This window comes from Bradyrhizobium sp. USDA 4504 (assembly GCF_054063995.1).
In genome coordinates this window covers 2,850,167-2,874,599 of record NZ_JBSSGV010000001.1, presented here as the reverse complement: position 1 = coordinate 2,874,599, position 24,433 = coordinate 2,850,167, and the positions used below count along the sequence as shown (strand labels likewise).

General features: G+C 64.3%; 19 protein-coding genes. 8 read left to right on the top strand and 11 right to left on the bottom strand.

Annotated features, from left to right (window positions below; translation table 11 throughout):
• Positions 1-36: 36 nt before the first annotated feature.
• From ACVMB1_RS13075 to ACVMB1_RS13060, 4 genes are all read right to left on the bottom strand, one after another.
• Complete coding sequence (locus ACVMB1_RS13075; RefSeq protein WP_057018671.1) at positions 37-1,650, bottom strand: DHA2 family efflux MFS transporter permease subunit; 1,614 nt, start codon at positions 1,648-1,650, stop codon at positions 37-39.
• Positions 1,647-2,804 carry an HlyD family secretion protein gene (locus ACVMB1_RS13070; protein WP_253623888.1) on the bottom strand — a complete coding sequence of 386 codons (1,158 nt, stop codon included), beginning with the start codon at positions 2,802-2,804 and terminating at the stop codon, positions 1,647-1,649. Before ACVMB1_RS13070 ends, ACVMB1_RS13075 begins: the two co-directional genes overlap by 4 nt.
• 83 nt (positions 2,805-2,887) lie before the next feature.
• Entirely contained in the window at positions 2,888-4,384 is a 1,497-nt protein-coding gene (locus ACVMB1_RS13065; protein WP_057018673.1) for a sensor histidine kinase, read from the bottom strand.
• Positions 4,385-4,400: 16 nt separating this feature from the next.
• Positions 4,401-10,691, bottom strand: a complete 6,291-nt coding sequence (locus ACVMB1_RS13060) for a HAMP domain-containing protein (protein WP_057018674.1) — start codon at positions 10,689-10,691, stop codon at positions 4,401-4,403.
• Positions 10,692-10,964: 273 nt separating this feature from the next.
• On the opposite strand from ACVMB1_RS13060, the gene ACVMB1_RS13055 reads away from it, so the two are divergent.
• Positions 10,965-12,953: a hybrid sensor histidine kinase/response regulator gene (locus ACVMB1_RS13055; protein WP_057018675.1), complete on the top strand. Its 1,989-nt coding sequence runs from the start codon at positions 10,965-10,967 to the stop codon at positions 12,951-12,953.
• Positions 12,954-13,129: 176 nt separating this feature from the next.
• Here the strand turns inward: ACVMB1_RS13055 and ACVMB1_RS13050 are convergent, their stop codons facing one another.
• Both ACVMB1_RS13050 and ACVMB1_RS13045 read right to left on the bottom strand, forming a co-directional pair.
• The gene (locus ACVMB1_RS13050) at positions 13,130-13,312 is read right to left on the bottom strand and encodes a hypothetical protein (RefSeq protein ID WP_225646739.1); all 183 of its coding nucleotides are present in this window, start codon (positions 13,310-13,312) and stop codon (positions 13,130-13,132) included.
• Positions 13,313-13,481: 169 nt separating this feature from the next.
• The gene (locus ACVMB1_RS13045; RefSeq protein WP_038377154.1) at positions 13,482-13,793 is read right to left on the bottom strand and encodes a hypothetical protein; all 312 of its coding nucleotides are present in this window, start codon (positions 13,791-13,793) and stop codon (positions 13,482-13,484) included.
• 61 nt (positions 13,794-13,854) lie between these two features.
• Between ACVMB1_RS13045 and ACVMB1_RS13040 the strand changes: the two genes are divergently transcribed.
• Together ACVMB1_RS13040 and ACVMB1_RS13035 are read left to right on the top strand one after the other, a co-directional pair.
• Positions 13,855-14,055: a DUF3072 domain-containing protein gene (locus tag ACVMB1_RS13040; RefSeq protein ID WP_026192767.1), complete on the top strand. Its 201-nt coding sequence runs from the start codon at positions 13,855-13,857 to the stop codon at positions 14,053-14,055.
• Positions 14,056-14,172: 117 nt separating this feature from the next.
• Positions 14,173-14,427, top strand: a complete 255-nt coding sequence (locus ACVMB1_RS13035) for a hypothetical protein (protein ID WP_028332017.1) — start codon at positions 14,173-14,175, stop codon at positions 14,425-14,427.
• A gap of 173 nt (positions 14,428-14,600) precedes the next feature.
• Here the strand turns inward: ACVMB1_RS13035 and ACVMB1_RS13030 are convergent, their stop codons facing one another.
• Positions 14,601-14,858, bottom strand: coding sequence for a hypothetical protein (locus ACVMB1_RS13030; RefSeq protein ID WP_057018676.1), 258 nt, complete (start codon positions 14,856-14,858; stop codon positions 14,601-14,603).
• Positions 14,859-14,970: 112 nt separating this feature from the next.
• Between ACVMB1_RS13030 and ACVMB1_RS13025 the strand changes: the two genes are divergently transcribed.
• On the top strand, positions 14,971-17,040 hold the full coding sequence (locus tag ACVMB1_RS13025) for an ATP-dependent helicase (RefSeq protein WP_253623889.1): 2,070 nt from the start codon (positions 14,971-14,973) through the stop codon (positions 17,038-17,040).
• A gap of 159 nt (positions 17,041-17,199) precedes the next feature.
• On the opposite strand, the gene ACVMB1_RS13020 is transcribed toward ACVMB1_RS13025, so the two are convergent.
• The 3 genes from ACVMB1_RS13020 to ACVMB1_RS13010 all read right to left on the bottom strand — a co-directional run bounded on the left by ACVMB1_RS13020 (position 17,200) and on the right by ACVMB1_RS13010 (position 18,272).
• Positions 17,200-17,427, bottom strand: coding sequence for a hypothetical protein (locus ACVMB1_RS13020; protein ID WP_456827543.1), 228 nt, complete (start codon positions 17,425-17,427; stop codon positions 17,200-17,202).
• Positions 17,420-17,935 carry an adenylate/guanylate cyclase domain-containing protein gene (locus tag ACVMB1_RS13015; RefSeq protein WP_253623891.1) on the bottom strand — a complete coding sequence of 172 codons (516 nt, stop codon included), beginning with the start codon at positions 17,933-17,935 and terminating at the stop codon, positions 17,420-17,422. Before ACVMB1_RS13015 ends, ACVMB1_RS13020 begins: the two co-directional genes overlap by 8 nt.
• Positions 17,936-18,020: 85 nt before the next feature.
• Positions 18,021-18,272, bottom strand: coding sequence for a PilZ domain-containing protein (locus ACVMB1_RS13010; protein ID WP_253623892.1), 252 nt, complete (start codon positions 18,270-18,272; stop codon positions 18,021-18,023).
• 264 nt (positions 18,273-18,536) lie between these two features.
• Here ACVMB1_RS13010 and ACVMB1_RS13005 point away from each other — a divergent pair, with 264 nt between their 5' ends.
• From ACVMB1_RS13005 to ACVMB1_RS12995, 3 genes are read left to right on the top strand one after another with little or no spacing between them, the layout of a single operon-like run.
• On the top strand, positions 18,537-19,943 hold the full coding sequence (locus tag ACVMB1_RS13005) for an MFS transporter (RefSeq protein WP_253623893.1): 1,407 nt from the start codon (positions 18,537-18,539) through the stop codon (positions 19,941-19,943).
• Positions 19,944-19,955: 12 nt separating this feature from the next.
• Positions 19,956-21,143, top strand: a complete 1,188-nt coding sequence (locus ACVMB1_RS13000) for an acyl-CoA dehydrogenase family protein (protein ID WP_253623894.1) — start codon at positions 19,956-19,958, stop codon at positions 21,141-21,143.
• Positions 21,144-21,167: 24 nt separating this feature from the next.
• Positions 21,168-21,569: a VOC family protein gene (locus tag ACVMB1_RS12995; RefSeq protein WP_141342398.1), complete on the top strand. Its 402-nt coding sequence runs from the start codon at positions 21,168-21,170 to the stop codon at positions 21,567-21,569.
• Positions 21,570-21,875: 306 nt separating this feature from the next.
• Here ACVMB1_RS12995 and ACVMB1_RS12990 read toward each other — a convergent pair whose 3' ends face one another.
• On the bottom strand, positions 21,876-22,616 hold the full coding sequence (locus tag ACVMB1_RS12990; protein ID WP_076828866.1) for a Spy/CpxP family protein refolding chaperone: 741 nt from the start codon (positions 22,614-22,616) through the stop codon (positions 21,876-21,878).
• 454 nt (positions 22,617-23,070) lie between these two features.
• On the opposite strand from ACVMB1_RS12990, the gene ACVMB1_RS12985 reads away from it, so the two are divergent.
• Positions 23,071-24,411 (top strand): ABC transporter substrate-binding protein, encoded by a 1,341-nt coding sequence (locus tag ACVMB1_RS12985; protein ID WP_076828868.1) that lies wholly within the window; start codon positions 23,071-23,073, stop codon positions 24,409-24,411.
• The last annotated feature ends 22 nt before the right edge of the window (positions 24,412-24,433 follow it).

Here is a 24,433-nt window from a genome sequence, read left to right as displayed (position 1 = left end):
GGTTCGGCCGCTCCCGCGTTCACAATGTCGTCTGCTCTAATGTCCCTTGGGTGGCGCCGTCAGATCGACCGGTTTGATGATCAGCGCCAGCGGGATCATCACGAGGCCGATGATCGAGAGCATCCAGAACACGTCGATATAGGCGAGCAGGTCGACCTGCCGCTGCAAGGTCTGGCCGACCCAGGCGACCGCCTGGGACGCGGCGTCCGATGCGTTCGACCCCTGTGCCTCAAAGAAGCGCGTCATCGTGTCGATGGTCTGCTGATACCCGATGTCGGACGGCGCGGCATGTTCGACCAGCCGGCTCTGGTGGAATTGCTGGCGTTGCGCCAGCGCGGTCTGGGCGAGTGCGACGCCCATCGACCCGCCGATGTTGCGCGCGACGTTGATCAGCGCCGAGGCTTGGTTGGTCTTGTCCGGCGGCACGCCGTCATATGAGGCCGTCGTGACGGGGAGAAACAGGAACGGAAGCCCGGCGGAGAGAAAGATGCGTGAGAGCGCAGCATAGCCATAGGTGATGTCGCCGTTCAGTCCCGTCAGATGCCACATCGAGAATGCGACGATGCAGCCGCCGATCGCGATCAGATATTTCGGCTGGACGCGGCTGACCAGATGGCCGACCACCGGCATCAAGATCAGGGTGACGACGCCGCCGGGCGACAGTGCGAGCCCGGCAAGCAGCGCAGTATAGTTCAGCTCGGTCTGCAACAGCTGCGGCAGGAGCTGCGTCGACGAGATCAGCACCGCGCCGGTGCACAGCATCACCAGGAAGCACGATCCGAACTGGCGACGTCCCAGCAGGCGGAGATCGACGATCGGGTCCTTGCGCGTCAGCTCCCAGGGGATCAGCGCGATCAGGCAAATCGCAGAGGCCAGCGCGAAGCCGACGATCATGTTGGACCCGAACCAGTCCTTGCGCTGGCCTTCGTCGAGCACGAATTCGAGCGAACCGAGCCCGATCGCGACCAGTACGAAGCCGATGTAGTCGACGCGCAGGCCGTCCTTGAGGAGCTCCTTGCGCTCCTGCTCGGCGCCGAACGGCTCCTTGACCAGCGTCCCGACCAGGAACAGCGAGAGCAAGCCCATCGGCACGTTGATCAGAAAGATCCAGTGCCAGCTATAGGTATCGGTGATCCAGCCGCCGAGCGTTGGCCCGACCACGGGAGCAACCACCACCGCGACGCCGTAGATCGCGAACGCCTGGCCACGCTTGGCCGGCGGAAAGGAGTCGGCGAGGATCGCCTGCTCGCTCGTCGCCATCCCGCCGCCGCCAAGGCCCTGGATGATCCGGAACAGAACCAGCGCCTCTAGGCTCCAGGCAAGCCCGCACAGCAGGGACGCGAACGCGAAGGTGCCGACGCAGATCATGTAGAAGCGCTTGCGGCCGATCACGGTCGAGAGCCAGCCCGAGATCGACAGCACGATCGCGTTGGCGACCAGATAGCTGGTGATCACATAGGTGCTCTCGTCGATGCCGACGGCCAGGCCGCCCGCGATATGGCGCAAGGCCACGTTCGCGATCGTGGTGTCCAGCACCTCCATGAATGTCGCGATCGAGACGACGAAGGCAATCAGATAAGGATTATGTCCGCCGGCAGCCGAACGCTCCGGCGACCAGGCCGCGCCGCCGCCTGCCGCAACGTCGCTCATCGCACCCTGGTCCAGGGCACGACCGACATGCCCGGCCCGATCGGAACGTCATTCGGCCAATTGTCGATCACGATCTTCACGGGAACGCGCTGCACGACCTTGACGAAATTGCCGGTCGCGTTCTCCGCCGGCAGCAGGCTGAACGCAGTGCCCGAGCCCGGCTGAACCGAAGCCACGCGGCCAGTGAGCTTGCGCCCCGGATACGCATCGATCCTGATCTCGACCGGCTGGCCCGGGCGCATGTCCGTCAGCTGCGTTTCCTTGTAGTTGGCGGTGATCCAGACCTCGTCAGGAACGAACATCATGACGCTCTGGGCCGGCGCCACATAAGTGCCGACCGCGCCGCTCAGCTTGACGACGCGTCCGGATTGCGCTGCGACGATGCGGGTATATTGCAGGTTCAATTTGGCCTGATCGAGCTGGGCCTGCGCCTGCTCCAGCGATGCCTTGCTGCTCTTGAGCTGAGCCTCAAGCGTCTTGACGCCGAGCTCTGCGGCAGTCACTGCCGTTCTGGCGCGGCTGGCATTGGCCTGCTGGGCGTCGAGATCCGAGCGGGTCTGCTGCTGCCGCTGCACCGTGCCCGCGCCCTTTTCGACGAGGTTCTGGGCGCGCTCCGCCTCCTCCCGCGCGAACTTCAATTGCGCCTCGGCCTGTTGCTGCTGCGCCTTGGCTTCCTTGATCTGCTCCTGCTGGCTGTCGATCTGGGCCTCGACATTGGCGATATTGGCCTCTGCGACCGCGACCTGTGCGCTGGCCTGATCGACTGATATCTTGTAGTCGCGCTCGTCGATCCTCGCGAGGAGATCGCCGGCATTGACGTGCTGGTTGTCGGTGACGGGGACCTCGACGACATAGCCGCCGACCTTCGCCGCCACCGCAAAGCTGCGTGCGGCCACGAACGCGTCATCGGTCGATTCATAGTGACGCACGTTGAGCCAATAGCTCACGCCACCGATGATCGCGAGCAGGAGCAGACAGGCGCCGACTGTGGCAAGCAGCCAGTGCTCGCGCAGCCGGTCGCGCATCGATGGCTTGCGCTCGGTTTCCTGCTGTGGCGCGGATCCGCGGTCGGGTCGCGATCCTTGCTCGGGGTTGCGCTCGGGCTGCCGCGGCTTCTCCCCGGACGGCCCGCGCTCTCGGGTTTGGGCATCCAAGGCAGCACCTCAAGCCACGAATGGAGCGATCAAGCCCCGTTAACCGCAGCGTCCGGCGCTTGGTTCCTGTTCGATGGGAGGCGCTACACGGCCCTGGAACTGACCATGGGCTGGCGCTGCTCGGCCGTCGACAAATCGCGGTAGGCCGCGGGCTCTCCGGCCAGCGCCTTGAGCGGAACCGTGAGCCGGCACACCAGGCCCTCGGTGCGCCAATCGAAGTCGGCGCGGCCGCCGAGCTGGGTCTCGATGCTGGCGATGACGCTTCTCGTGCCGAAACCTCTCTGCTTCGGCTTGGTCACGGGAGGTCCGCCGGATTCCACCCAGGCCAGGATCAGCGTTTCGTCGTGCAGTTCCCAGGTGATCGCAAGCCGGCCCGACAGCACCGACAGGCTACCGTATTTGGCGGAGTTGGTGACGAGCTCATGCAGCGCCAGCGCCAAGGTCTGCGCGGTCGCGGGCTGCAACTGCACCTCTTCGCCATCGATCTGGATCTGTCCGGCTTCCGAATACGGCGCGATCTCCTCGGCGACCAGCCGCCGGATTTCGGCGCCCTGCCAGCTCGACAGCGACAGCACGGTGTGAACGCGTGCCAGCGCCGTGATGCGGCCCTCGACCGCCCGCACATAGGCGGTCACGTTCTGCGCGCGCGTAAGCCGCACGATCGATTGTGCCAGCGCGAGCGCGTTCTTGGCGCGATGGTCCACCTCGCGGGTCAACAGGCTCTGCCGCTCCTCGGCCTTCTTGCGATCGGTGATGTCGACGGTGACGCCGCTCACCCGTACCACCTTGCCGTTGCGGTCGCTGGTGGCCGCGGCTGTACCGACGCACCAGCGCACTTCGCCGTCCGGCCGCATGACGCGGAATTCGGTTTCATAGGACGTCTGGCCCTTGCCGAAGCCGGTCCAGGCTTGCCGGAGGTGCTCGACATCGTCGGGATGAAACAGCGCTTGTATATTGTCGGAGGTGAGCTTGAAGGATTTCGGGTCGACGCCGAAGATCTTGTATTGCCCCTCGTCCCACATCCAGTCGCCGTTGACCCAATCCCAGTCCCACGAGCCCATCTTGCCGGCCGCAATCGCCATGCTGCGGCGTGCCTCGCTTTCGACCAGTCGCGTGGTCGACTGCTCGAGCTCGGCGGTGCGTGCGCGCACGCGGTCCTCGAGCTCCGCGTTGAGGCGTTCGAGCTGTCGTGTCTTGCGGTAGAGCTCGGCGAACACGCGGATCTTTGCCCGCAGCACCTCGGGCACGACGGGCACCGGCACGTAATCGACCGCGCCCATCTCGTAGCCGCGGAGCCGGTCGATATCGCTGACCTGGATTGCCGAGATGAAGATCATCGCGGTCTTCTGGAAGCGCGGATGGTCGCGGATCATCGCCGCGAGCTCGAAGCCGTCGAGCTCTGGCATGCAGACGTCGACCAGGATGACCGCGACTTCGTTCTTGAGCAGGAACTCCAGCGCCTCGCGGCCCGACGACGCGGCGACCAGTGTCTCGCCGAGCTCCTTCAGGATGACCTCATAGGCCAGCAGCTTCGCCGGCTGGTCATCGACCAGAAGGATGTTTACCTTTTCGTGGTCCATCATGTTCGATCGCCGATCAGCGGTGCAGCCACATGCGGATCGCCAGCAGCAGTTGCTCGGTGTTCACGGGTTTCGCCAGATAGTCGGACGCGCCTGCCTCCAGGCATTTCTCTCGATCGCCTTTCATCGCCTTCGCGGTCAGCGCGATGATCGGCAGCCGCGCGAAGGCGGAGTTTTGCCGGATGGCGCCGATGGTCTGGTAACCGTCCATCTGCGGCATCATGATGTCCATCAGCACGATCGCAATCTTGGGATTGGATTCGACCAGCGAGATGGCCTCGTGACCGGTTGTCGCAGTCAACACCTTCATACCTCGCCGCTCCAACACGCTCGAGAGCGCGAAGATGTTGCGGGCATCGTCGTCGACCAGCAGTGCGGTCTTGCCAATAAGATCCTCATCGGAACTATTGAGCTTCTCCAGCATCCTCTGTTTTTCGACGGGCAATTCCGTGATCACACGGTGCAGGAACAGTGACGTTTCGTCGAGCAGACGCTCCGGCGATTCCACGCCCTTGACGACGATGCTGCGCGCCATCGTATGCAGTTCCGCGTCTTCTTCCGCTGAAAGTTCCCGGCCCGTAAACACGACGACGGGTATATTGGACAGCGTCTCGTCCTTGCGGATCTGATCCAGCACTTCGAAACCGCTCATGTCGGGCAGGCGCAGGTCGAGCACGACGCAGTCGCACGGATTTTCGCGCATCGTCGAGAGCGCCCCTGCCCCGGTGCCGGTGGTCACGATCTCGATATCCTCGTGCCCGAGCAGTTCGGTGATGCTGAGCTGCTCCGCCGCATTGTCCTCCACGATCAGCAGGCGCTTGCGGCGTGGTCTGGCGTATTCCTTGATCTGCGACAGCGCAGCGCTGACGCCTTCCGTCGTCGTCGGCTTGTTGACGAAGGAGAACGCGCCGCGCGCCAGCGCGTGCTGCCGGTCCTCGTCGAGCGTGATGATCTGAACCGGAATGTGACGGGTCAGCGGATTGTGCTTGAGCTGGCTCAGCACCGTCCAGCCGAGCATGTCGGGCAGGAAGACGTCGAGCGACACCGCGCTCGGCTGGAACTGCTTGGCCAGATCCAGCGCTTCGGCGCCGCGGCTTGCGACCAGCACCTTGAAGCCCTTGTCGCGCGCCAGATCGATCAGCACCCGCGCGTAATGCGGATCGTCCTCGACGATCAGCAGGATGGTGTCGCCGGGCTCGAGATCGAGCCGGTCGTCCGGAAGCTGCTCGATCACACGCTCCTGCGCGCCCGAAGCCTGCAGTGCCGGCGCCGGCGCGTGCGGCATCGCGATCGGCTGAGCCTGCGGGCGCAGTGCCACCGAGGGTCCGGCATATTTCAGCGGCAGATAGAGCGTGAAGGTCGAGCCCTTGCCCGTCGCACTGCGCAGATGGATCTCGCCGCCGAGCAGACCCGCGAGCTCACGGCTGATCGCCAGTCCAAGACCGGTGCCGCCATATTTGCGGCTGGTGCCGGCGTCGGCTTGCTGGAACGCCTCGAAGATCAGCTTCTGCTTGTCCTGTGGAATGCCGATGCCGGTATCCGACACCTCGAACGCAACGACCGCAGGCGCCGCGTTGAGGATCGGATGCTCCACACTCCAGCCGCCGAGCGCGGCCGACACGGTCAGGCTGACGCCGCCTTCCGCGGTGAACTTGAACGCATTCGACAACAGGTTCTTGAGCACCTGCTGCAGCCGCTTGGAGTCGGTCACCATGCTGCGCGCAAGATTGGCGTCGACATCGATGCTGAACGAGAGATGCCGGTTCTCCGCCTCGTGCCGGAACGGCCGTCCGACGGTCTCGAGCAGGCTCGATGTCAAAATCTCCTCGGCGTCGACCGTCACCGTGCCGGACTCGATCTTGGAGAGATCGAGGATGTCGCTGATCAGGTTCAACAGGTCGGTGCCGGCGCCGTGAATGGTGCGGGCAAACTCGACCTGCTTGCCGGTCAGATTGCCGTCGGGATTTTCGGTGAGCTGCTGGCCCAGGATCAGGATCGAGTTCAGCGGTGTCCGCAACTCGTGCGACATGTTGGCGAGGAATTCGGATTTGTACTTCGAAGTCAACGACAGCTCGGTCGCCTTTTCTTCCAGCGCGCGCCGCGCCTGCTCGATTTCCTGGTTCTTGCGCTCGACGTCGACATTGCGTTCGGCCAGCTGCTGGGCCTTCTGCTCCAGCTGATCGTTGGTCTGCTGCAATTCCTTCTGCTGGGTCTGCAACTCGCCGGCGAGCTGTTGCGACTGCTTGAGCAGCGCCTCGGTCTGCATCGTCGCCTCGATGCTGTTGAGCACGATGCCGATACTGTCGGTCAACTGTTCGAGGAAGGTGATCTGCGAGGTCGTGAACGAGGAGATCGAGGACAGCTCGATCACCGCCTTGACCTGGTTCTCAAACTGCACCGGAAACACGACGAGGTTCTTCGGCATGATCCGCATCAAGGCCGAATTGATCGGCACCGCATCGCCGGGAATTTCGGAGACGAGACGCTGGCGCTTGTCGAGCGCGCATTGGCCGATCAATCCCTCGCCGAACTGGACGATCTGCGGATGCGGATTGCTGCTGTCGCTGGCATAGGCCGACAACAGGCGCAACTGCGCATTCTCGGGATTGTCGACCTGGTAGATCACGCCCATATGCGCGTTGATCAGCGGCGCAAGCTCGGTCAGCAGCAGCCGGCCGACGGTCGCAAGATCGCGCTGGCCCTGCAGCATGTTGGTGAAGCGCGCCAGATTGGTCTTCAGCCAGTCCTGTTCGGTGTTGCGCTCCGTGGTGAGACGGAGGTTCCCGATCATCGTGTTGATGTTGTCCTTGAGCTCGGCGACCTCGCCGCGGACGTCGACCTGGATCGAGCGCGTCAGGTCGCCCTTGGTCACGGCGGTCGCCACTTCCGCGATCGCGCGCACCTGCGAGGTCAGGTTGGCCGCGAGTAGGTTGACGTTGCCGGTGAGATCCTTCCAGGTGCCGGCCGCGCCGGGCACGTTGGCCTGACCGCCGAGCCGTCCCTCGACGCCGACCTCGCGCGCCACGCTGGTGACCTGTTCGGCGAAGGTCGCAAGCGTCTCGGTCATGTTGTTGATGGTGTCGGCGAGCGCGGCCACCTCGCCCTTCGACTTCACCGTCAGGTTCTGCTTCAGGTCGCCGTTGGCGACCGCGGTCACCACCTTGACGATGCCGCGCACCTGCTCGGTCAGGTTGACCGCCATGACGTTCACGGTGTCGGTGAGGTCCTTCCAGGTGCCGGCAACGCCGCGCACCTCGGCCTGGCCGCCGAGCTTGCCCTCGGTGCCGACCTCGCGCGCCACGCGCGTCACCTCGCCGGCGAAGGCGTTGAGCTGGTCGACCATGGTGTTGATGGTGTTCTTGAGCTCGAGGATTTCGCCCTTCACGTCGACCGTGATCTTGCGCGACAGGTCGCCGCGCGCCACCGCGGTGGTGACTTCGGCGATGTTGCGCACCTGGGTGGTCAGGTTCGCCGCCAGCAGGTTGACGTTGTCGGTGAGGTCCTTCCAGGTGCCGCCGACGCCGGGCACCACGGCCTGGCCACCGAGCCGTCCCTCGGTGCCGACCTCGCGCGCCACGCGCGTCACTTCGGCGGCGAACGAGCGCAGCTGCTCGACCATCGTGTTCAGGGTGTCCTTGAGCAGCAGGATCTCGCCGCGCACGTCCACGGTGATCTTCTTCGACAGGTCGCCGCCGGCGATCGCGCTCGCGACCTCGGCGATGTTGCGGACCTGCGCGGTCAGGTTCGACGCCATGAAGTTGACGTTGTCGGTCAAATCCTTCCAGGTGCCGGCGACGCCGGGCACTTCGGCCTGGCCGCCGAGCTTGCCCTCGGTGCCGACCTCGCGCGCCACACGCGTCACCTCGCCCGCAAACGCATTGAGCTGGTCCACCATCGTGTTGATGGTGTTCTTGAGCTCGAGGATTTCGCCCTTCACGTCGACGGTGATCTTGCGCGATAAGTCACCGCGCGCCACGGCGGTCGTCACCTCGGCGATGTTGCGGACCTGCGCGGTCAGGTTGCCGGCCATCGAGTTGACGTTGTCGGTCAAGTCTTTCCAGGTGCCGGCGACGCCGGGCACGTTGGCCTGGCCGCCGAGGCTGCCGTCGGTGCCGACCTCGCGCGCCACGCGCGTCACCTCGCCCGCGAAGCGGTTGAGCTGGTCGACCATCGTGTTCAGCGTTTGCTTCAGCTGAAGGATCTCGCCGCGCACGTCGACGGTGATCTTGCGCGACAGGTCGCCGCCGGCGATCGCGGTCGCGACCTCGGCGATGTTACGAACCTGCGCCGTGAGATTGCCGGCCATCGAGTTGACGCTGTCCGTCAGGTCCTTCCAGGTGCCGGCGACGCCGGGCACCTCGGCCTGGCCGCCGAGCTTGCCGTCGGTACCGACCTCGCGCGCCACGCGAGTCACCTCACCGGCGAAGGCGTTGAGCTGGTCCACCATCGTGTTCAGCGTTTCCTTCAGCTGAAGGATTTCGCCCGACACGTTCACCGTGATCTTCTTCGACAGGTCGCCCTTCGCCACCGCGGTCGCGACCTCAGCGATGTTGCGGACCTGCGCGGTCAGGTTCGAGGCCATCGAGTTGACGCTGTCGGTGAGATCCTTCCAGGTGCCGGCGACGCCGCGCACCTCGGCCTGGCCGCCGAGCTTGCCTTCGGTGCCGACCTCGCGCGCCACGCGCGTCACTTCGCCGGCGAAGGCGTTGAGCTGATCGACCATCGTGTTGATGGTGTCCTTCAGCTCGAGGATTTCCCCGCGCACGTCCACCGTGATTTTCTTCGAGAGGTCGCCGCCAGCGACCGCGGTCGTCACGGCGGCGATGTTGCGCACCTGCGCGGTCAGGTTCGACGCCATGAAGTTGACGTTGTCGGTCAGATCCTTCCAGGTGCCGGCGACGCCGAGCACGTTGGCCTGGCCGCCGAGCTTGCCTTCGGTGCCGACCTCGCGCGCCACGCGCGTCACTTCCGACGCGAACGCGTTGAGCTGGTCGACCATGGTGTTCAACGTTTCCTTCAGCTGAAGGATCTCGCCCGACACGTTGACCGTGATCTTCTTCGAGAGGTCGCCGCCGGCGATCGCGGTCGCGACGTCGGCGATGTTGCGGACCTGCGCAGTCAGGTTCGACGCCATGAAGTTGACGTTGTCGGTCAGGTCCTTCCAGGTGCCGGCAACGCCGGGCACCTGGGCCTGGCCGCCGAGCTTGCCCTCGGTGCCGACCTCGCGCGCCACACGCGTCACTTCCGACGCGAACGAGTTGAGCTGGTCCACCATCGTGTTGATGGTGTCCTTCAGCTCCAAAATCTCGCCGCTGACGTCGACCGTGATCTTGCGCGACAGGTCGCCGCGCGCCACGGCCGTGGTCACGTTGGCGATGTTGCGTACCTGGGCGGTCAGGTTGCCGCACATCGCGTTCACCGAGTCGGTGAGGTCCTTCCAGGTACCGGCGACGCCGGGCACGATCGCCTGGCCGCCGAGCTTGCCGTCGGTGCCGACCTCGCGCGCCACGCGCGTCACTTCGGAGGCGAACGAACGCAGCTGATCGACCATCGTATTGATGGCTTCCTTCAGCTGCAGGATCTCGCCGCGAACGTCGACCGTGATCTTCTTGGACAGGTCGCCGTTGGCGACCGCGATCGTCACCTCGGCGATGTTGCGGACCTGGCCGGTCAAATTGTTGGCCATCGAGTTGACGCTCTCGGTCAGGTCCTTCCAGACGCCGGTCACTTCCGGCACCTGGGCCTGGCCGCCGAGCTTGCCCTCGGTGCCGACTTCGCGCGCCACGCGCGTGACCTCCGAGGTGAACACCGAGAGCTGCTTGATCATCGTGTTGACGATGTTCGCCGACTGCAGGAATTCGCCGCGCAACGGCCGGCCCTCGACGTCGAGCTGCACGGTCTGCAGCAGGTCGCCTTGCGCCACCGCAGCGACCGCGCGGGTGACCTCGCGCGTCGGCCACAGCAGATCATCGATCAGCGTGTTGACCGAACTCTCCATATCGGCCCAGGCGCCGCTGGCGAGGCCGAAATTGACGCGCTGGCGGGTCTGTCCCTCGCGGCCGACGACCTGGCCGACGCGCGCCAATTGCTGCGCCATGCGCTCGTTGGCGGCTGCGATTTCGTTGAAGGCGTCCGCGATCTTGCCGTCGATGCCGAGATAGTCGCCACGCATCCGGACCGAGAAATCGCCGGCGCGCATCGCCTGCAGCGACTGCAGCAGGTCATGCGAAGAATCGAGGCTTCCGTTTGATTGCTGGCTGCGGCGCGTATCAGCACGGGGACGAGGCGACGAACCGAGATCGGTCATGTAATTTCCCCTACGCGCTGGCTGCGAATCCAGAGACTCGGAAAAGCCAGTGTGACCATCAGAATGACTGCCCTTGATCTATTCAAGCGGGAAAACGCCAAAACCGCAATTTGTGACGCAAACCGAGTACCTTAATCGCGATTGGAACCAAAAGTTCCGACCGTTGGCCGAACTTTTCCGAAGAACGACGGAGCCGGCCCTGATCGCCCGGTCCTCGTGCTCGCATGGAACATTGACCATCCCTGCGCGTTTCGGGCGGGGGCAGGATCGGTGATGGTTAAGAAATCAGAACAACTCAAACGGGGCATCGTCGAGAGCCGGCACGATCGTCGGCCGGTGGCTGGCGGCGTGGTCGACTACGCCATTTGCACGCTCGGCCCCGATGGCCGGGTCATCAACTGGAACAAGGGCGCCGAGCGCATCACGGGCTATCCGGCCAAGGCGATCCTCGGCAAGCACTTCTCGGTCTTCTATCCTGCCGAAGACCGCGCATCCGGCGTTCCGGCGAGAGCGCTGCAGATGGCGCGGAAGGAGAAGCACTCAGCGGCCGAAGGCTGGTCCGTCCGCAAGGACGGGTCGCAATTCTACGCCGCTGTGGTCATCGATCCGATCTACGAGAAGCGCAAGCTCGTCGGCTACACAATGGTCACCCGCGACATCACCGAGCGGCATCAGGCGCGCGCGGATCTCGAGGCCAGCGAAAGCCAGTTCCGCCTGCTGGTGAGCAATGTCACCGACTATGCGCTCTATATGCTGACGCCGGCCGGCATCGTCGCCAATTGGAACGCCGGCGGCGAGCGCATCAAGGGCTATTCGCCCGGCGAAATCATCGGCCAGCACTTCTCGCGGTTCTATACGCCGGCCGACCAGGCTGCCGGCAAGCCCGCCCATGCGCTCAAGATCGCGGAAGAGACCGGGCATTACGTGGAGGAAGGCTGGCGGGTCCGCAAGGACGGTTCGTTCTTCCGGGCGAGCGTCGTGATCGATCCGATCCGCGATACCGACGGCAGCCTGGTCGGCTTCGCCAAGATCACCCGGGATATTTCCGAGCGGCGCGACGCGCATCAGAAGCTCGAACAGGTGCAGCGCCAGCTTGCGGAATCGCAAAAGATGGATGCGCTCGGCCAACTGACCGGCGGCGTCGCGCACGACTTCAACAACCTGCTGATGATCATCTCCGGCAATCTGCACCGGATCAAGCGCGAGGTGATGAGCGAACGGGGGACGCTTGCACTCGGCGCGATCGAAACCGCATCCGAGCGTGCCGCGTCCCTGACCAGGCAGCTCCTCACCTTCGCGCGTCGGCAGAGTGTCAATCCGCAGACCATCAACGTCGCTGACAGGATCACCGCGGTGCGAGAGGTTTTGACCAGCGCGCTCGGCGGCGCGATCAAGCTGAACATGGAGATCGGACCGGATCTCTGGCCGATCTTCGTCGATCCGACGGAATTTGAGACCGCGCTGATCAACCTCGTGGTCAATGCCCGGGATGCGATGACCGGCGGCGGCACGCTGACCGTCGCGGCGCGCAATGTCCCGGAAGCCGCCCAGGTGGTCGTCAGCATTACCGACACCGGCGAAGGCATTCCAGACGATGTCATGAACAAGGTCTTTGATCCCTTCTTCACCACCAAGCCGGTCGGCAAAGGGACCGGCCTGGGGCTGTCCCAGGTTCACGGTTTCGCGCACCAGGCGGATGGCCGGGTCGAGATTACAAGCGCGCTCGGCAAGGGCACGACGGTCAGCATCTATCTCCCGCGCGGGACTGCGGCCGCAAAGCGCACGGCTACGGGGCACAGCACGCCCGGCTTGGCCACGATCCTGCTGATCGAGGACAATCCTGCCGTCGCCGATGCGAGCACGGGCCTGCTCGAACAGCTCGGCTACACCGTGCGCTGGGCCTCGAACGCGGAGGCCGCCTTGTCGGAAATCGACGCCAACGGGATCGATGTGGTGTTCAGCGACATCGTCATGCCCGGCAGGATCGATGGACTGAAGCTGGCGCGCACGATCCGGGACAGAAAGCCCGAGCTGCCGATCCTGCTGACGACAGGCTACAGCGCGAGCGCACGCGACGTGAGGTCCGACTTTCCGGTGTTACGCAAGCCGTACCACATCCACGACCTCAGCCGCGAACTCGCAAAGTTGACGGGGCACGGCGTCGGCAGCGCGACGAGCGGGCCATCCGGCAACGCTTCGAGCGAGTTCGATGCCACCGCGCATGACGTCGTGGCAAGACCAAAGGCGAAAGCCCGCTCCTAGTGTGCTGAATGCGAAGTTCGTGCGATTTCGCGGCAGCCACTTTCACGAACTTCGCATTCATAAAGCACACTAGAATCATAAGTTTGCCAGTGTCCTTATCGAATCCGAAGTTCGCTCCGAAGATGCGGCAAATGATGCGAACTTCGGATTCGGGACACTAGTTCAAAATCGAAAGGCTAGCGTTCCGCCGGCCAGCTTCGCCGCACCAATTGCACCCGCTCGATGCGGCTGCATTGCTCGCAGCGGTACTGAAGAATATCCCTGCCCTCGCTGCCCGGATGGCTGCTCTCGAGCCGCATCGTCCTGATGCAGCTGATGCAGGAGATCAGCGTCAGCAGTGGACTGCGATCGTCATTCATCGATGCCCGCGGTGGCGCGGTCGGATCGGCGATCATGGCGCTGGGCGATGCTATGGTATTGGCTCTCACCACAAGAAAATGCAGATCCTGCGGTCCCAGTTCCTTCCTTGAAACCTGATTTGGGCCTGAGCCGGTGTTCGAGGCTCCCTACTTTGGACAAACCCCCGGATCACACCCGGGCGTTGCTGTGACCGGGCGCAGGCTTCGCCTTGTCCTTGTCCACCTTGACCTTCGTGCCGGCGCGGTCCTCGAAGCTCCGGCTCAGCCGCTCCCGGACCGTAGGGAGACGCTCGCCGCCGCCGGCGGCTTTCCACCGGCCGACCAGTTGGGCCACTTCGGCTCGCATCGCCATCAGCCGGTACGATGCTTCACTGCAATCGAGGTCGCGGTTGACCTGATCCCGGATCGACGCCTCGATCAGGCTCATCTCAGCTCGCAACGTGCTGATCTTGCGCCGAATTTCATTGATCTTATTGTCCATGTCTTGTTAGAACAAAAATAGAACATATTGTCAAGTCACGATCCAGCAAGCGAGGCAAGCAATGAGCGTGGCAGCGGTAAGATATGGTGGGGTCGCGGAGCGGCTTGGTGGGCTGATGACCCGTGCCCAGGCGCTGCGGTTGAGGAGCCTTGCCGAGGAGGCCTATCAGCCGAACCAGTACGCACGCGACCTGACGTCCGAGGAAGCCGAACGGCGGATCGACGCGCTGAAGGCGGAGATCGCGCTGGCGGATTCGTTCTGACCGTCCGCGCCAGCCAGGCCGGACGTCCCCTTAAGGCTTTGATATAGCGGCGCAGCTAGGTCTGTTCCTGTTATTGCTGCTTTGTCTTATTGCTGCTTGGTCCTGGGGGAGCCTGACGTGCTGGAGTTGGAGAAGCGGTCGCCGCTTGCGTTCCCGATTACGCTGAAGGACGGGCGAACGCTGGCGACGGTCGGCGACGCCGCGGACTACCTGTCCGCGCTAAACCTGGATCAGCGCGAGCGCGGCTACTGGAAGACGGCGATCATGATGTTCAACAACGCCATGCGCGAGCCGAGCTATCTGAAGATCGCAACCATGAACCTCCGGTCCGCGCTCGTGTATGACCGCCTGGTCGATGACGTTGGCCCGTGATTGTGGTGCCGCGGCTACAGCCGAATCGGCGGTGGTTGCGTAAGGCGCTGTTCGTTATGGCCGCAAACAAGGTAACGGCGGTACACGCGACGGCCGGGTGCGCAATGCGCTTCAGCCGCACTCTCGGGCCGCCTTGGAGGGCCAATGGAACACCAAGGAGGCTCATTTTCTTTTCAAAGCAGTTTCGCGCGGACGAACAGCATCCGCAACGCGTTGGTCGCTTGCACCGTCAGCATGGCGTTACCGGCCGCTCTCTCGAGCGCAACCAATGCCTCGTCATGCAGCGAGCGGAACTCCATCCATTCGACGGCGCTGAGATTGCTGATGAAGCTATAGGCCTGGCCGACGGTCGCGAGCGTCACCGTCTCGCCGTTCAGCCGCACCTTGAACGTCGCCTTCAGCGGCGTGTCGGATTTGGATACGTCACCCATGGCGGGGTTGTGCGCCGCGCCGCGTTAATGTCAATCTAATTTCTCTCCGTCCGCCTCGGCGCGCCGGCCCCAATGAATCGCAATGTCTGTTAGCGTTTCGTGGGGGTGATTCGTGACTGATCTTGCCAACACAGCCTATCTCGATGCGCTCAATGCCGAGCAGCGCCGCGCTGTCGAGCACGGGGTCGGCAAGGATTGCATCGTCGGCGCGCCGCTGTTGGTGATCGCGGGCGCGGGGTCCGGCAAGACCAACACCCTCGCCCATCGCGTCGCGCATCTGATCGTCGCTGGCGCCGATCCGCGCCGCATCCTGTTGATGACCTTTTCGCGGCGCGCCGCCGCCGAGATGGCCGGCCGCGTCGAGCGCATTGCGCGCCGCGTGCTCGGCGATCGCGCCTCGGTCATGACCGACGCGCTGAGTTGGGCCGGCACGTTCCACGGCATCGGCGCGCGGCTGCTGCGCGAATTCGCCGAGCGTATCGGCCTCGACCCGGCCTTCACGATCCATGACCGCGAGGATTCCGCCGACCTGATCAATCTGGTCCGCCACGATCTCGGGTTCTCCCGCACCGAAAGCCGGTTCCCCACCAAGGGCACCTGCGTTGCGATCTATTCGCGCTGCGTGAACGCGGAGATGCCGATCGAGGCCGTGCTCGGCCAGTTCTTCCCGTGGTGCTCCGGTTGGGCCAGTGAATTGAAACAGCTGTTCGGGGCCTATGTCGAAGCCAAGCAGCGGCAGAACGTGCTCGATTACGACGACCTCCTGCTCTACTGGGCGCAGATGGTGACGGACAGCGCGCTGGCCGAGGAGATCGGCGGCCGTTTCGACCATGTGATGGTCGACGAATATCAGGACACCAACCGCCTGCAGTCCTCCATCCTGCTCGCGCTCAAGCCCGCGGGCCGCGGGCTCACCGTGGTCGGCGACGACGCGCAGTCGATCTATTCGTTCCGCGCCGCCACCGTGCGCAACATCCTTGACTTCCCGGCCCAGTTCAGCCCGGCCGCCGAGATCGTCACGCTCGATCGCAACTATCGCTCGACGCAACCGATCCTGTCGGCCGCCAATGGCGTGATCTCGCTCGCCAAGGAACGCTTCACCAAGAACCTGTGGACCGACCGGACCTCGACCCGCAAGCCGCTGCTCGTCACGATCCGCGACGAGGCCGATCAGGCCCGTTACATCGTCGAGCAGGTGCTGGCCAATCGCGAGGAAGGCACCCTGTTGAAGCACCAGGCGGTGCTGTTCCGCACCTCCTCGCACAGCGGACCACTGGAGGTCGAACTGGCCCGCCGCAACATTCCGTTCGCGAAATTCGGCGGCCTCAAATTCCTCGACGCCGCGCATGTCAAGGACATGCTGGCGCTGCTGCGCTTCGCCGCCAATCCGCGCGACCGGGTTGCAGGTTTTCGCATCCTGCATCTGTTGCCCGGCGTCGGACCGGCCTCGGCGCAGCGGGTGCTCGACCGCATGACCGAGGCCGCCGATCCGATTGCTGCGCTCGTCGCGCTGCCCGCTCCGCCCCGCGCCGGTGCGGACTGGCGGCTGTTCGTGGAGGCCATCGAGAACCTTCGCTACTCGGAATGGCCCGTCGATATCGAACGCGCCCGCCTCTGGTACGAACCGCATCTCGATCGCATCCACGAGGACAGCGAGGTACGCCGCGCCGATCTCATTCAGCTCGAGCAGATCGCCGCCGGCTACCCGTCACGCGAACGTTTTCTCACCGAGCTTACGCTCGATCCACCCGATGCGACCAGCGACCAGGCTGGCGTGCCGTTGCTCGATGAGGATTATCTGATCCTGTCGACGGTCCATTCCGCCAAGGGCCAGGAATGGAAATCCGTCTATGTGCTCAATGTCGTCGACGGCTGCATGCCCTCCGACCTCGGCGCCGGCACGTCGGCCGAACTCGAGGAGGAGCGCCGCCTGCTCTACGTCGCGATGACCCGCGCCAAGGACGATCTGCATCTGCTGGTGCCGCAGCGCTTCTTCGTTCACGGCCAGGCCGCCAAGGGCGACCGCCACATGTATGCCTCGCGCACCCGCTTCATCCCGGAACGACTGCTGCCGATGTTCGAGCGGACCACCTGGCCGCGCGCCGCGGCCGCGCAGGCCTCCGCGGCCAACCGCGCGCCGCCGATCGACATCGGCGCCCGGATGCGCGGCATGTGGCGCTGACGCCGGTTCGAAGATTTTCATACGGGCTGGAACCAAGCCGCCGACCTTGCGTTGAGGCGGCGTTCGTAATCGGCAAACGACCATCCCCGACGGCTTCGGCGCGCAGTTGCACGCTGGAGCCGTCTTTTTTGCGCCGCGTCAATTCACGCGAAAGCCAATTCACGCAGGAAATAATGTGACGGGCTGGTCGAAGCCCTTCAGGGTGTAATCGGCACCGGCTGCCGTGATCATGTCGCGGGTTCGATCCCGCACGGCCGTCGTCACAAGGATCTCGCCTGACCTGGCGGCCGCCTGCGCGCGTGCCGCGCGATTGACCACCGTGCCGACTGCCGTCAGGTCGCGGTGGGCCTGGCCGAACTCACCGAAATTGGTGTCACCGCTATCCAATCCGATTCCGATTCCGATGCCGATCTCGATGTCGCCGGCGCCGATCGCCCGCACCAGCGCATCGTGCCTGTCGCGAAAACTGCGCTGGATCTGGCGCGCCGCGAGCAAGGCCTGCACGGAGATCGTCGCGCCGCACCGGGAAATTGAAGATCGCGAACACGGCATCGCCGATGGTCTTGTTGAGGATGCCGTCATAGCGCCAGATCGCGGCGGCGCAGTCGTCGTAGAACGCGTCGAGCAGCGAGGTCAGCCCGTCCTGCGCGATGGTCTGCGTCAGTGTGGTGTAGCCGCGCAGATCGGCGAACAGGATGGTGGCGTCGATGGTCACGGCGCGCGCCTTCATGATCTTCGAGAAGGCCATCTCGCAGAGCGTGCATGTGTTCGGGTTCATGCGGCTCGGCCGGGCGCCGAACAGACGCAACGGCGCCGCCAATGGACCGCGCAACGGGATCGGCATATGCAGGTTCTGCCAGCAGCCAAGGCAGATCGTTGCAGGTTCCGGAGTCATCGGCGGATCACCTGCTGTTCCAGCAACGAAACCCGACCGCCTTGGCACGCAGGTTCATGGGCGTCCCCAATCGAGATAGCCGCGCTCAGGCGGTTGCCACGAAACTCACTCCAATTCGCGACTTCTTACTCCAGATCACCTGGCACTCGTAGACGACCGAGGCGTCGCGGGCCATCACCAGGCGGAATCGGTGCGGGACGAAGGCCGTATTCTCGACCTCGATGGCCGCCCCCTCCGGCGAGATGTTCACGATCGTGCAATGCATGACCGAACCGCCCGACGAGACATAGCCGGGTTCATTGACCTCGGTTCGCGGATGCTTGCGCTTTTCGTCCACCCGGCTGCTCCCCGCTTCCTCCACGCAAACGTGGGCGATCGGCATTGCAGAAGTCAACGGCTCCGGCGGCTCACATCGGGCTTTCGCACCACCATTTGTGCGCAGCTATACGCCGAACCGCTTATCGCGCGAATGCAGATGAGCCCCGCGTCGGCGCGGGCTTGTCGTTCGCGCTGGCACGAGGATAGCCTCATCCTATGGGCGATGCGCTGGCGCGACGCACGCTCCGGGGAACAATGAACAGGCGCCATGGGGAGACGCGCCATGTTCGAGATTCTCGATCGCCGGACGACTCTGACCGGCAACCAGATCAAGATCCTTGCGGCGGCCATCATCGGCGATGCGCTGGAATTCTTCGACTACTTCCTGATCGGCTTCGTGCTCGCGTTCCTGATCGGACCGTGGAAGCTCACCTTCGGCCAGTCGGCCACCGTGCTGATGAGTTCCGGCATCGGCGCCATCCTCGGCGCCTACCTCTGGGGCTGGCTCGCCGACCGGGTCGGGCGGCGTATCGTCTTCATCGGCACGGTGCTGAACTTCTCGATTGCGACCGGCCTGCTCTATTTCACACCGGATAATGGCTGGGTCTATCTGGCGATCCTGCGCTTCTTCGTCGGCACCGGCGTCGGCGGTCTTTATTGTGTCGACCTGCCGCTGGTGCAGGAGTTCATGCCCTCGCACAAGCGCGGCTGGGTCGGCGGCCTCGTCACCTGCGTGATCCCGCTCGGCGTCGGCCTCGGCGCGGTGCTCGGAGCCGTCATGGGAACCGATCAGTGGCGGCTGTTGTTTGCGATCGGCGTGCTGCCGTCGGTCCTGGTGCTGCTGGTTCGGATCTGGGTTCCGGAGTCGCCGCGCTGGCTGTGCCGGCAAGGACGCTATGACGAAGCCCGCAAGTCGCTCGCCTGGGCGCTGCAGGTGCCGCCGTCGGAGCTGCCGCTGCCGAGCGCGGCCGACGCCGGTCCGATCGTCACGACGAGCTGGTTCGATCTGTTCAAATATCCGCGCAGCCTGATCGTCTCCTGGCTCGGCAATGCCGGCGCGCAAACCGGCGTCTACGGCATCACGCTATGGGCGCCCGCACTGTTCGTGCTGCTGCTGAAGGTGACGCCGCAGGAAGCCGCCAAGATGATGATCCTGCTCAGCATCACCGGCTTCCTCGGCCGCATCTCGTTCTCCTGGTTCTCGGAGCTGCTCGGACGGCGTGTTGCCGGCGGCCTGCTCGGCTTCGGCGCCGGCGCGCTGACGATCATTGCCGGCTACCACTACGATGCGACTTTGTTCGGCATGTCGGCGTTCTGGCTGCTGCTGGCCGCCGCCTTCTTCTTCTCCGACGGCGGCTTTGCGATCGTCGGTCCCTACGCGGCGGAAGTCTGGCCGTCGCATCTGCGTACCACGGGGATGGGGTCGGCCTATGGCTTCGGCGGCATCGGCAAGATCATCGGGCCGGTCGGGCTTGCGCTGATCGTCGGTTCGAACAACTACCTCAAGCCCGACGTGCCACTGACCCAGATCCCGACCGCCTTTGTCTATCTCGGCTGCTGGTTCCTGATGGCGGGGGCCGTCTATTTGTTCTTCGGGCTCGAGACCCGGGGCAAGTCGATCGAGCAGATCGACAAGGAGCTCAATGCGACGGCCGACGTCGCGGCCTCCGCAACGATCCGGCGCGCCTGAGGGAGGCCGAACATGAATGTGACTGCTGCGGACCTTATCGGTGATCGCGACGTGATTGCCCGCGCCGAGGCGATCAGGGACACGGTGGCGGCCGCCTCCAACGATATCGAAACGACGCGCCGCCTGCCGCCCGACTTGCTCGACCGGCTGCATGAGGCGCGGCTGTTCCGCCTGCTGCTGCCGCGTTCAACCAACGGGATCGAAACCGACCCGGTCACCTTCTTCCATGCCATCGAGACCATCGCCAAGGCGGATGCCTCGACGGCGTGGTGCCTGAGCCAGGCCGGCGGCTGCGCGATGTCGGCGGCCTATCTCGACCTGCCGGTCGCGCAGGAAGTGTTTGCCGACCCGCGTGCCGTGCTGGCCTGGGGCCCCGGCCCGAGGGTCAAGGCCATCGAGTGCGAGGGCGGCTACCGCGTCACCGGGGTCTGGTCGTTTGCCTCGGGCGGGCGGCACGCCACCTGGCTCGGTTCGCACTGCCCGGTCTATGCCGCGGACGGCTCGCCGCGCCGGGATGCCAATGGCGAGCAGGTCGAGCGCACCATGCTGGTGCGGACCGAAGACGTCGCATGGACCGACATCTGGAACACGGTCGGATTGCGCGGTACCGCCAGCGACCAGTTCGCGCTCGACGATTTCTTCGTCCGCGCGGACCATTCGATCACCCGCGAATTCGACCGCGAGTGTCGCGAGGATGGCCCGCTGTACCGGATGAGCAACCATACTTGCTACCAGATCGGCTTTGCCGGAGTCGCCTGCGGCATTGCCCGCAGTGCGCTCGACAATTTCGTCGACGTCGCCCGCAACAAGGTGCCGCGCGGCATGAAGAAGACACTGCGGGACAATGCGGTGGTGCAGTCCGGCCTCGCCCAAGCCGAGGTCAATCTGCGCGCCGCCCGCGCCTTCCTGCTGCAGTCGATGGCCGACATCTGGAAGGATCTGGTTGCCGGCCACAGCATCACGGTGGCACAGCGCATGACGATCCGGATGGCGGCCACCCATGCCATCCACAAGGCGCGGGAGGCCGTCGATTTCGCCTACAACACCGCCGGCGCCACCGCGATCTTCGACGGCCATCCGCTGGAGCGGCGCTTCCGCGACATCCACACCGTGACGCAGCAATTGCAGGGCCGCTTCAGTCATTTCGAGACGGTCGGCGCCTGGATGCTGGGCGTCGATGCCGACCTCAGCTTCGTTTAACCCGATTTCTCAAGGAGAAGAACCATGCCATTGGGTGGACTACAGCATTACACCATCGAGCCGCAGGATCTGGAGAAGACCAAGGCGTTCTATTGCGATGTGCTCGGGCTTGAGAACGGCGAACGGCCGCCGCTCGATTTCCCCGGCTACTGGCTCTATTCCGGCGGTCAGGCCACCGTCCATCTGATGGGCACCCGCAAGCCCCGCGACGGCATCGTGGTGCGCGGCACCGAGAAGAAATATGAGGACACCGGCCGCCTCGACCATATCGCCTTTGCCGCCAGCGACGTCGAAGCCGTGCGCAAGCGCCTGCAGTCGAAGAACGTCACCTTCCGTGAGCAGATCGTGCCGCGCACCGGCGACACCCAGATCTTCCTCTACGATCCGGACGGCGTCGGTGTGGAGCTGAACTTCCCGAAGAGCTAAGCGCCAGCGTTTTGCGGATCGCTGATTGCCGCGGCAGAGCCGTCCGAAGGACATCGTCGCTTTGCCGCGCCGATGTCCCGGTCATTGACGGCTCAATCCGCGCTGGCCTCGGGCGCTGTGGATGGTTCCCGACAAGGCCCTGACTCGGCCATCACTCGGGCGTGATCCGGTCCGTTTTTCTTCAACATTGAATGACGAATTAACCGGGCCGCGCCGCTGCGGCAGAATAGCCGGGTGCTGCGCCTTTAACCTACCCCAGGGCTTGGTGGCCCGGCTATTCGTCCCCACTTGGCCGGCGAGATTTCCTCAGTCGAGCCCGCGTTCGTGGCTCAGGCGGACCATTTCGTTGATGAAGATTTGTTTCTGCTTGTCGTCGAGGCTGGCAAACAGCGGCTCGGCGGCGTCGGCGACGCCGCGCTGATCGACCGCCCGGTCATTGAGGAACTGGGCCTCGTTGCGCATCTGCTCGATGATGTCATCCGGCGGATCGCGCTGCGCCCGCGCGATGCGCAGGTTGAGTCGGTCGGCGCCGTTGTGGCCGAGATAGTGCATCGCACTGTTGAAGCCGGCCCAATTCTTCTCCTGCTCCGGCGTCAGGTTGAGCTCCTTCTTGATCCGTTCGATGTTGGCGTCGCTGTTGGCGACGATCTGTTCGGCCGTCAGCTGCGGCGCGCCGGCCTGGGTCAGCACGGTCGGCGCTTGCTTCGCGCCCTTGTCCTTTGCGGCGGCCTTGGCCGACTTGGGGGCCTTGGCGCCGGCCGCCGCGCCCTGTGCGTTCTTGCCGCTGCCGGCATTGGGGTTGTTGCCATTGTTGCCGGTCAACACCCCGGTCACGCCGGTCACCACCCCGACAACGCCGCCGATGGCTCCGCCGAGAACGCCGCCGACCGGCCCGGCAGCCTTGTTGCCCTCGCGCGCCCCCTTTTCGACGCCCTGCACGATCTGCGCATCGACCATATGAGGCACTGCGAGCAACGTGACGGTGGCGGCCCCAACCGCGGCGCACAATCTCCATTGTGCGCGCAGCTTCGCTACCGGGATGAGCATGATCGGGTCTCCGTGATCGGTGGTGGATTGCGGAATTGATGCGGGAGTAGGTTCGACAAATCCGGACTTTAGCGTTTCCGGCTTCAGCAAGTCTATCGGCCGCGCCGGGCATCAACATGGCGGAACAGAGTTCGCTGAGGCTTGACCGGAAAGCTGCGGCTCAACCGCGCACCGTCTGCGACCTTGTCTGCGTCGCCGCCCGCGTGCGTCGCAGCATGATCGCAAGACGCACGGCAAACCGCCGGCAACTGCAGTGATGCGAACGGCACTGCCTGCTATTTGACCACAACGTTAGTTCTAGTTGGCATCAGCATCTCGTTTCTCGACAGATGCCGGCAATTCTGTTCTGATCGGTTTCAACGCAATCCCGCGACGTCGCGCAAACGCGACGCACAAAAAAGAACAACGGGATTCAAAAAGTCTTTTGTCCGTCGGCTACCAGGGAGGGAATGCCATGTCACGGAAGAAGCTCTCGCGCCGAGAATTCGTCGCAGCGACAGCGCTGTCATCGGCCGCGCTGATTACAGCCCCCTACGTGCGTGGCGCCTACGCAGCCGGAAAGCTCTCGATGGGCTTCTGGGATCACTGGGTGCCCGGCGCGAACAGTGCGTCCACCGAGCTGGTCAATGAATGGGCTGCCAAGGAGAAGGTCGAGGTTCAGATCGACTACATCACCAGCCAGGGCAACAAGAACATCGTCACCATCGCCGCCGAGGCGCAGGCGAAATCCGGTCACGATATTTTCCAGATGCCGACATGGTGGCCGCAGGCCAACGCCGAGTTGCTCGAGCCGGTCAACGACATCATGGATCCGCTCCTCAAGCTGAACGGCGATGTCAACGGCACGGTGAAATATCTCGGCCAGGCCGGCGGCAAATGGCTCGGCGTTCCCGCCAGCGTCGGCAGCCAGATCAAGGGTCCTTGCTCGCGCATCGACCTGATGAAGAAACACGCCAACATCGACGTGCAGGAGATGTATCCGGTCGGAAGCGAGCCGAAAGCCGATAACTGGACCCTCGATACGTTCCTCAAGGCGGCTGAAGCCTGCCACAAGGCCGGATTCCCGTTCGGTATCGGCCTTGGCGAAACCAGCGACAGCGTCGACACCGCCGGCGCGATCTTCCAGTCGTTCGGCGCGCAGCTGGTCGATGCCAAGGGCAATCTCACCGTCAAGACCGACGCGGTGCGCCAGGCCCTCGACTACTACAAGAAGCTGCTCGCCTTCCTGCCGCCCGATGTGGCGGCATGGGACGACGCGTCCAACAACAAGTGGCTGGTCGCCGGCAAGGGCGCGATGATCCTGAATCCGCCGAGCGCGTGGGCGGTCGCCAAGCGCGATGCTCCGCAAGTCGCCGAGCAGTGCTGGACGCACGGGTTCCCGGCCGGGCCGAAGGGACGCTTCGCGCCCTATCTGCCGTTCTTCTGGTCGATCTGGTCGTTCTCGAAGAACAAGGAGGCGGCCAAGAGCCTGCTGACGCACCTGTCGCAACCTGCATCGATCGAGAAAATGGTGGTCGCCAGCGGTGGCTATGACCTGCCGGCCTACGAAAAGCTCACGACCTTGAAGGTCTGGGCGGAGCAAGCGCCGCCAAAGGGGACGCTCTACCACTATCCGAACCCCTATAAGCACCAGACGCTGTCGATTGCGGCCTCGCCCGCGCCGCCCAAGATCGCGCAGCAGATCTACTTCCAGGCCACGCTGACCAAGATGTGCCTGCGGTACTACCAGGGTGAAAGCATGGAAAAGACACTCGCCTGGGCCGAGGGCGAGTGCGAAGGCTTCATGCGAAGCTGACGACAAGCGAGGTCTCGCGCGA

Excerpts from the sequence above, each read along its gene's own strand:
- ACVMB1_RS13075 (WP_057018671.1), bottom strand. The coding sequence starts at position 1,650 with ATGAGCGACGTTGCGGCAGGCGGCGGCGCGGCCTGGTCGCCGGAGCGT.
- ACVMB1_RS13065 (WP_057018673.1), bottom strand. The coding sequence starts at position 4,384 with ATGGACCACGAAAAGGTAAACATCCTTCTGGTCGATGACCAGCCGGCG.
- ACVMB1_RS13060 (WP_057018674.1), bottom strand. The coding sequence starts at position 10,691 with ATGACCGATCTCGGTTCGTCGCCTCGTCCCCGTGCTGATACGCGCCGC.
- ACVMB1_RS13055 (WP_057018675.1), top strand. The coding sequence starts at position 10,965 with ATGGTTAAGAAATCAGAACAACTCAAACGGGGCATCGTCGAGAGCCGG.
- ACVMB1_RS13050 (WP_225646739.1), bottom strand. The coding sequence starts at position 13,312 with ATGAATGACGATCGCAGTCCACTGCTGACGCTGATCTCCTGCATCAGC.
- ACVMB1_RS13045 (WP_038377154.1), bottom strand. The coding sequence starts at position 13,793 with ATGGACAATAAGATCAATGAAATTCGGCGCAAGATCAGCACGTTGCGA.
- ACVMB1_RS13040 (WP_026192767.1), top strand. The coding sequence starts at position 13,855 with ATGAGCGTGGCAGCGGTAAGATATGGTGGGGTCGCGGAGCGGCTTGGT.
- ACVMB1_RS13030 (WP_057018676.1), bottom strand. The coding sequence starts at position 14,858 with ATGGGTGACGTATCCAAATCCGACACGCCGCTGAAGGCGACGTTCAAG.
- ACVMB1_RS13015 (WP_253623891.1), bottom strand. The coding sequence starts at position 17,935 with ATGACTCCGGAACCTGCAACGATCTGCCTTGGCTGCTGGCAGAACCTG.
- ACVMB1_RS13005 (WP_253623893.1), top strand. The coding sequence starts at position 18,537 with ATGTTCGAGATTCTCGATCGCCGGACGACTCTGACCGGCAACCAGATC.
- ACVMB1_RS13000 (WP_253623894.1), top strand. The coding sequence starts at position 19,956 with ATGAATGTGACTGCTGCGGACCTTATCGGTGATCGCGACGTGATTGCC.
- ACVMB1_RS12995 (WP_141342398.1), top strand. The coding sequence starts at position 21,168 with ATGCCATTGGGTGGACTACAGCATTACACCATCGAGCCGCAGGATCTG.
- ACVMB1_RS12990 (WP_076828866.1), bottom strand. The coding sequence starts at position 22,616 with ATGCTCATCCCGGTAGCGAAGCTGCGCGCACAATGGAGATTGTGCGCC.
- ACVMB1_RS12985 (WP_076828868.1), top strand. The coding sequence starts at position 23,071 with ATGTCACGGAAGAAGCTCTCGCGCCGAGAATTCGTCGCAGCGACAGCG.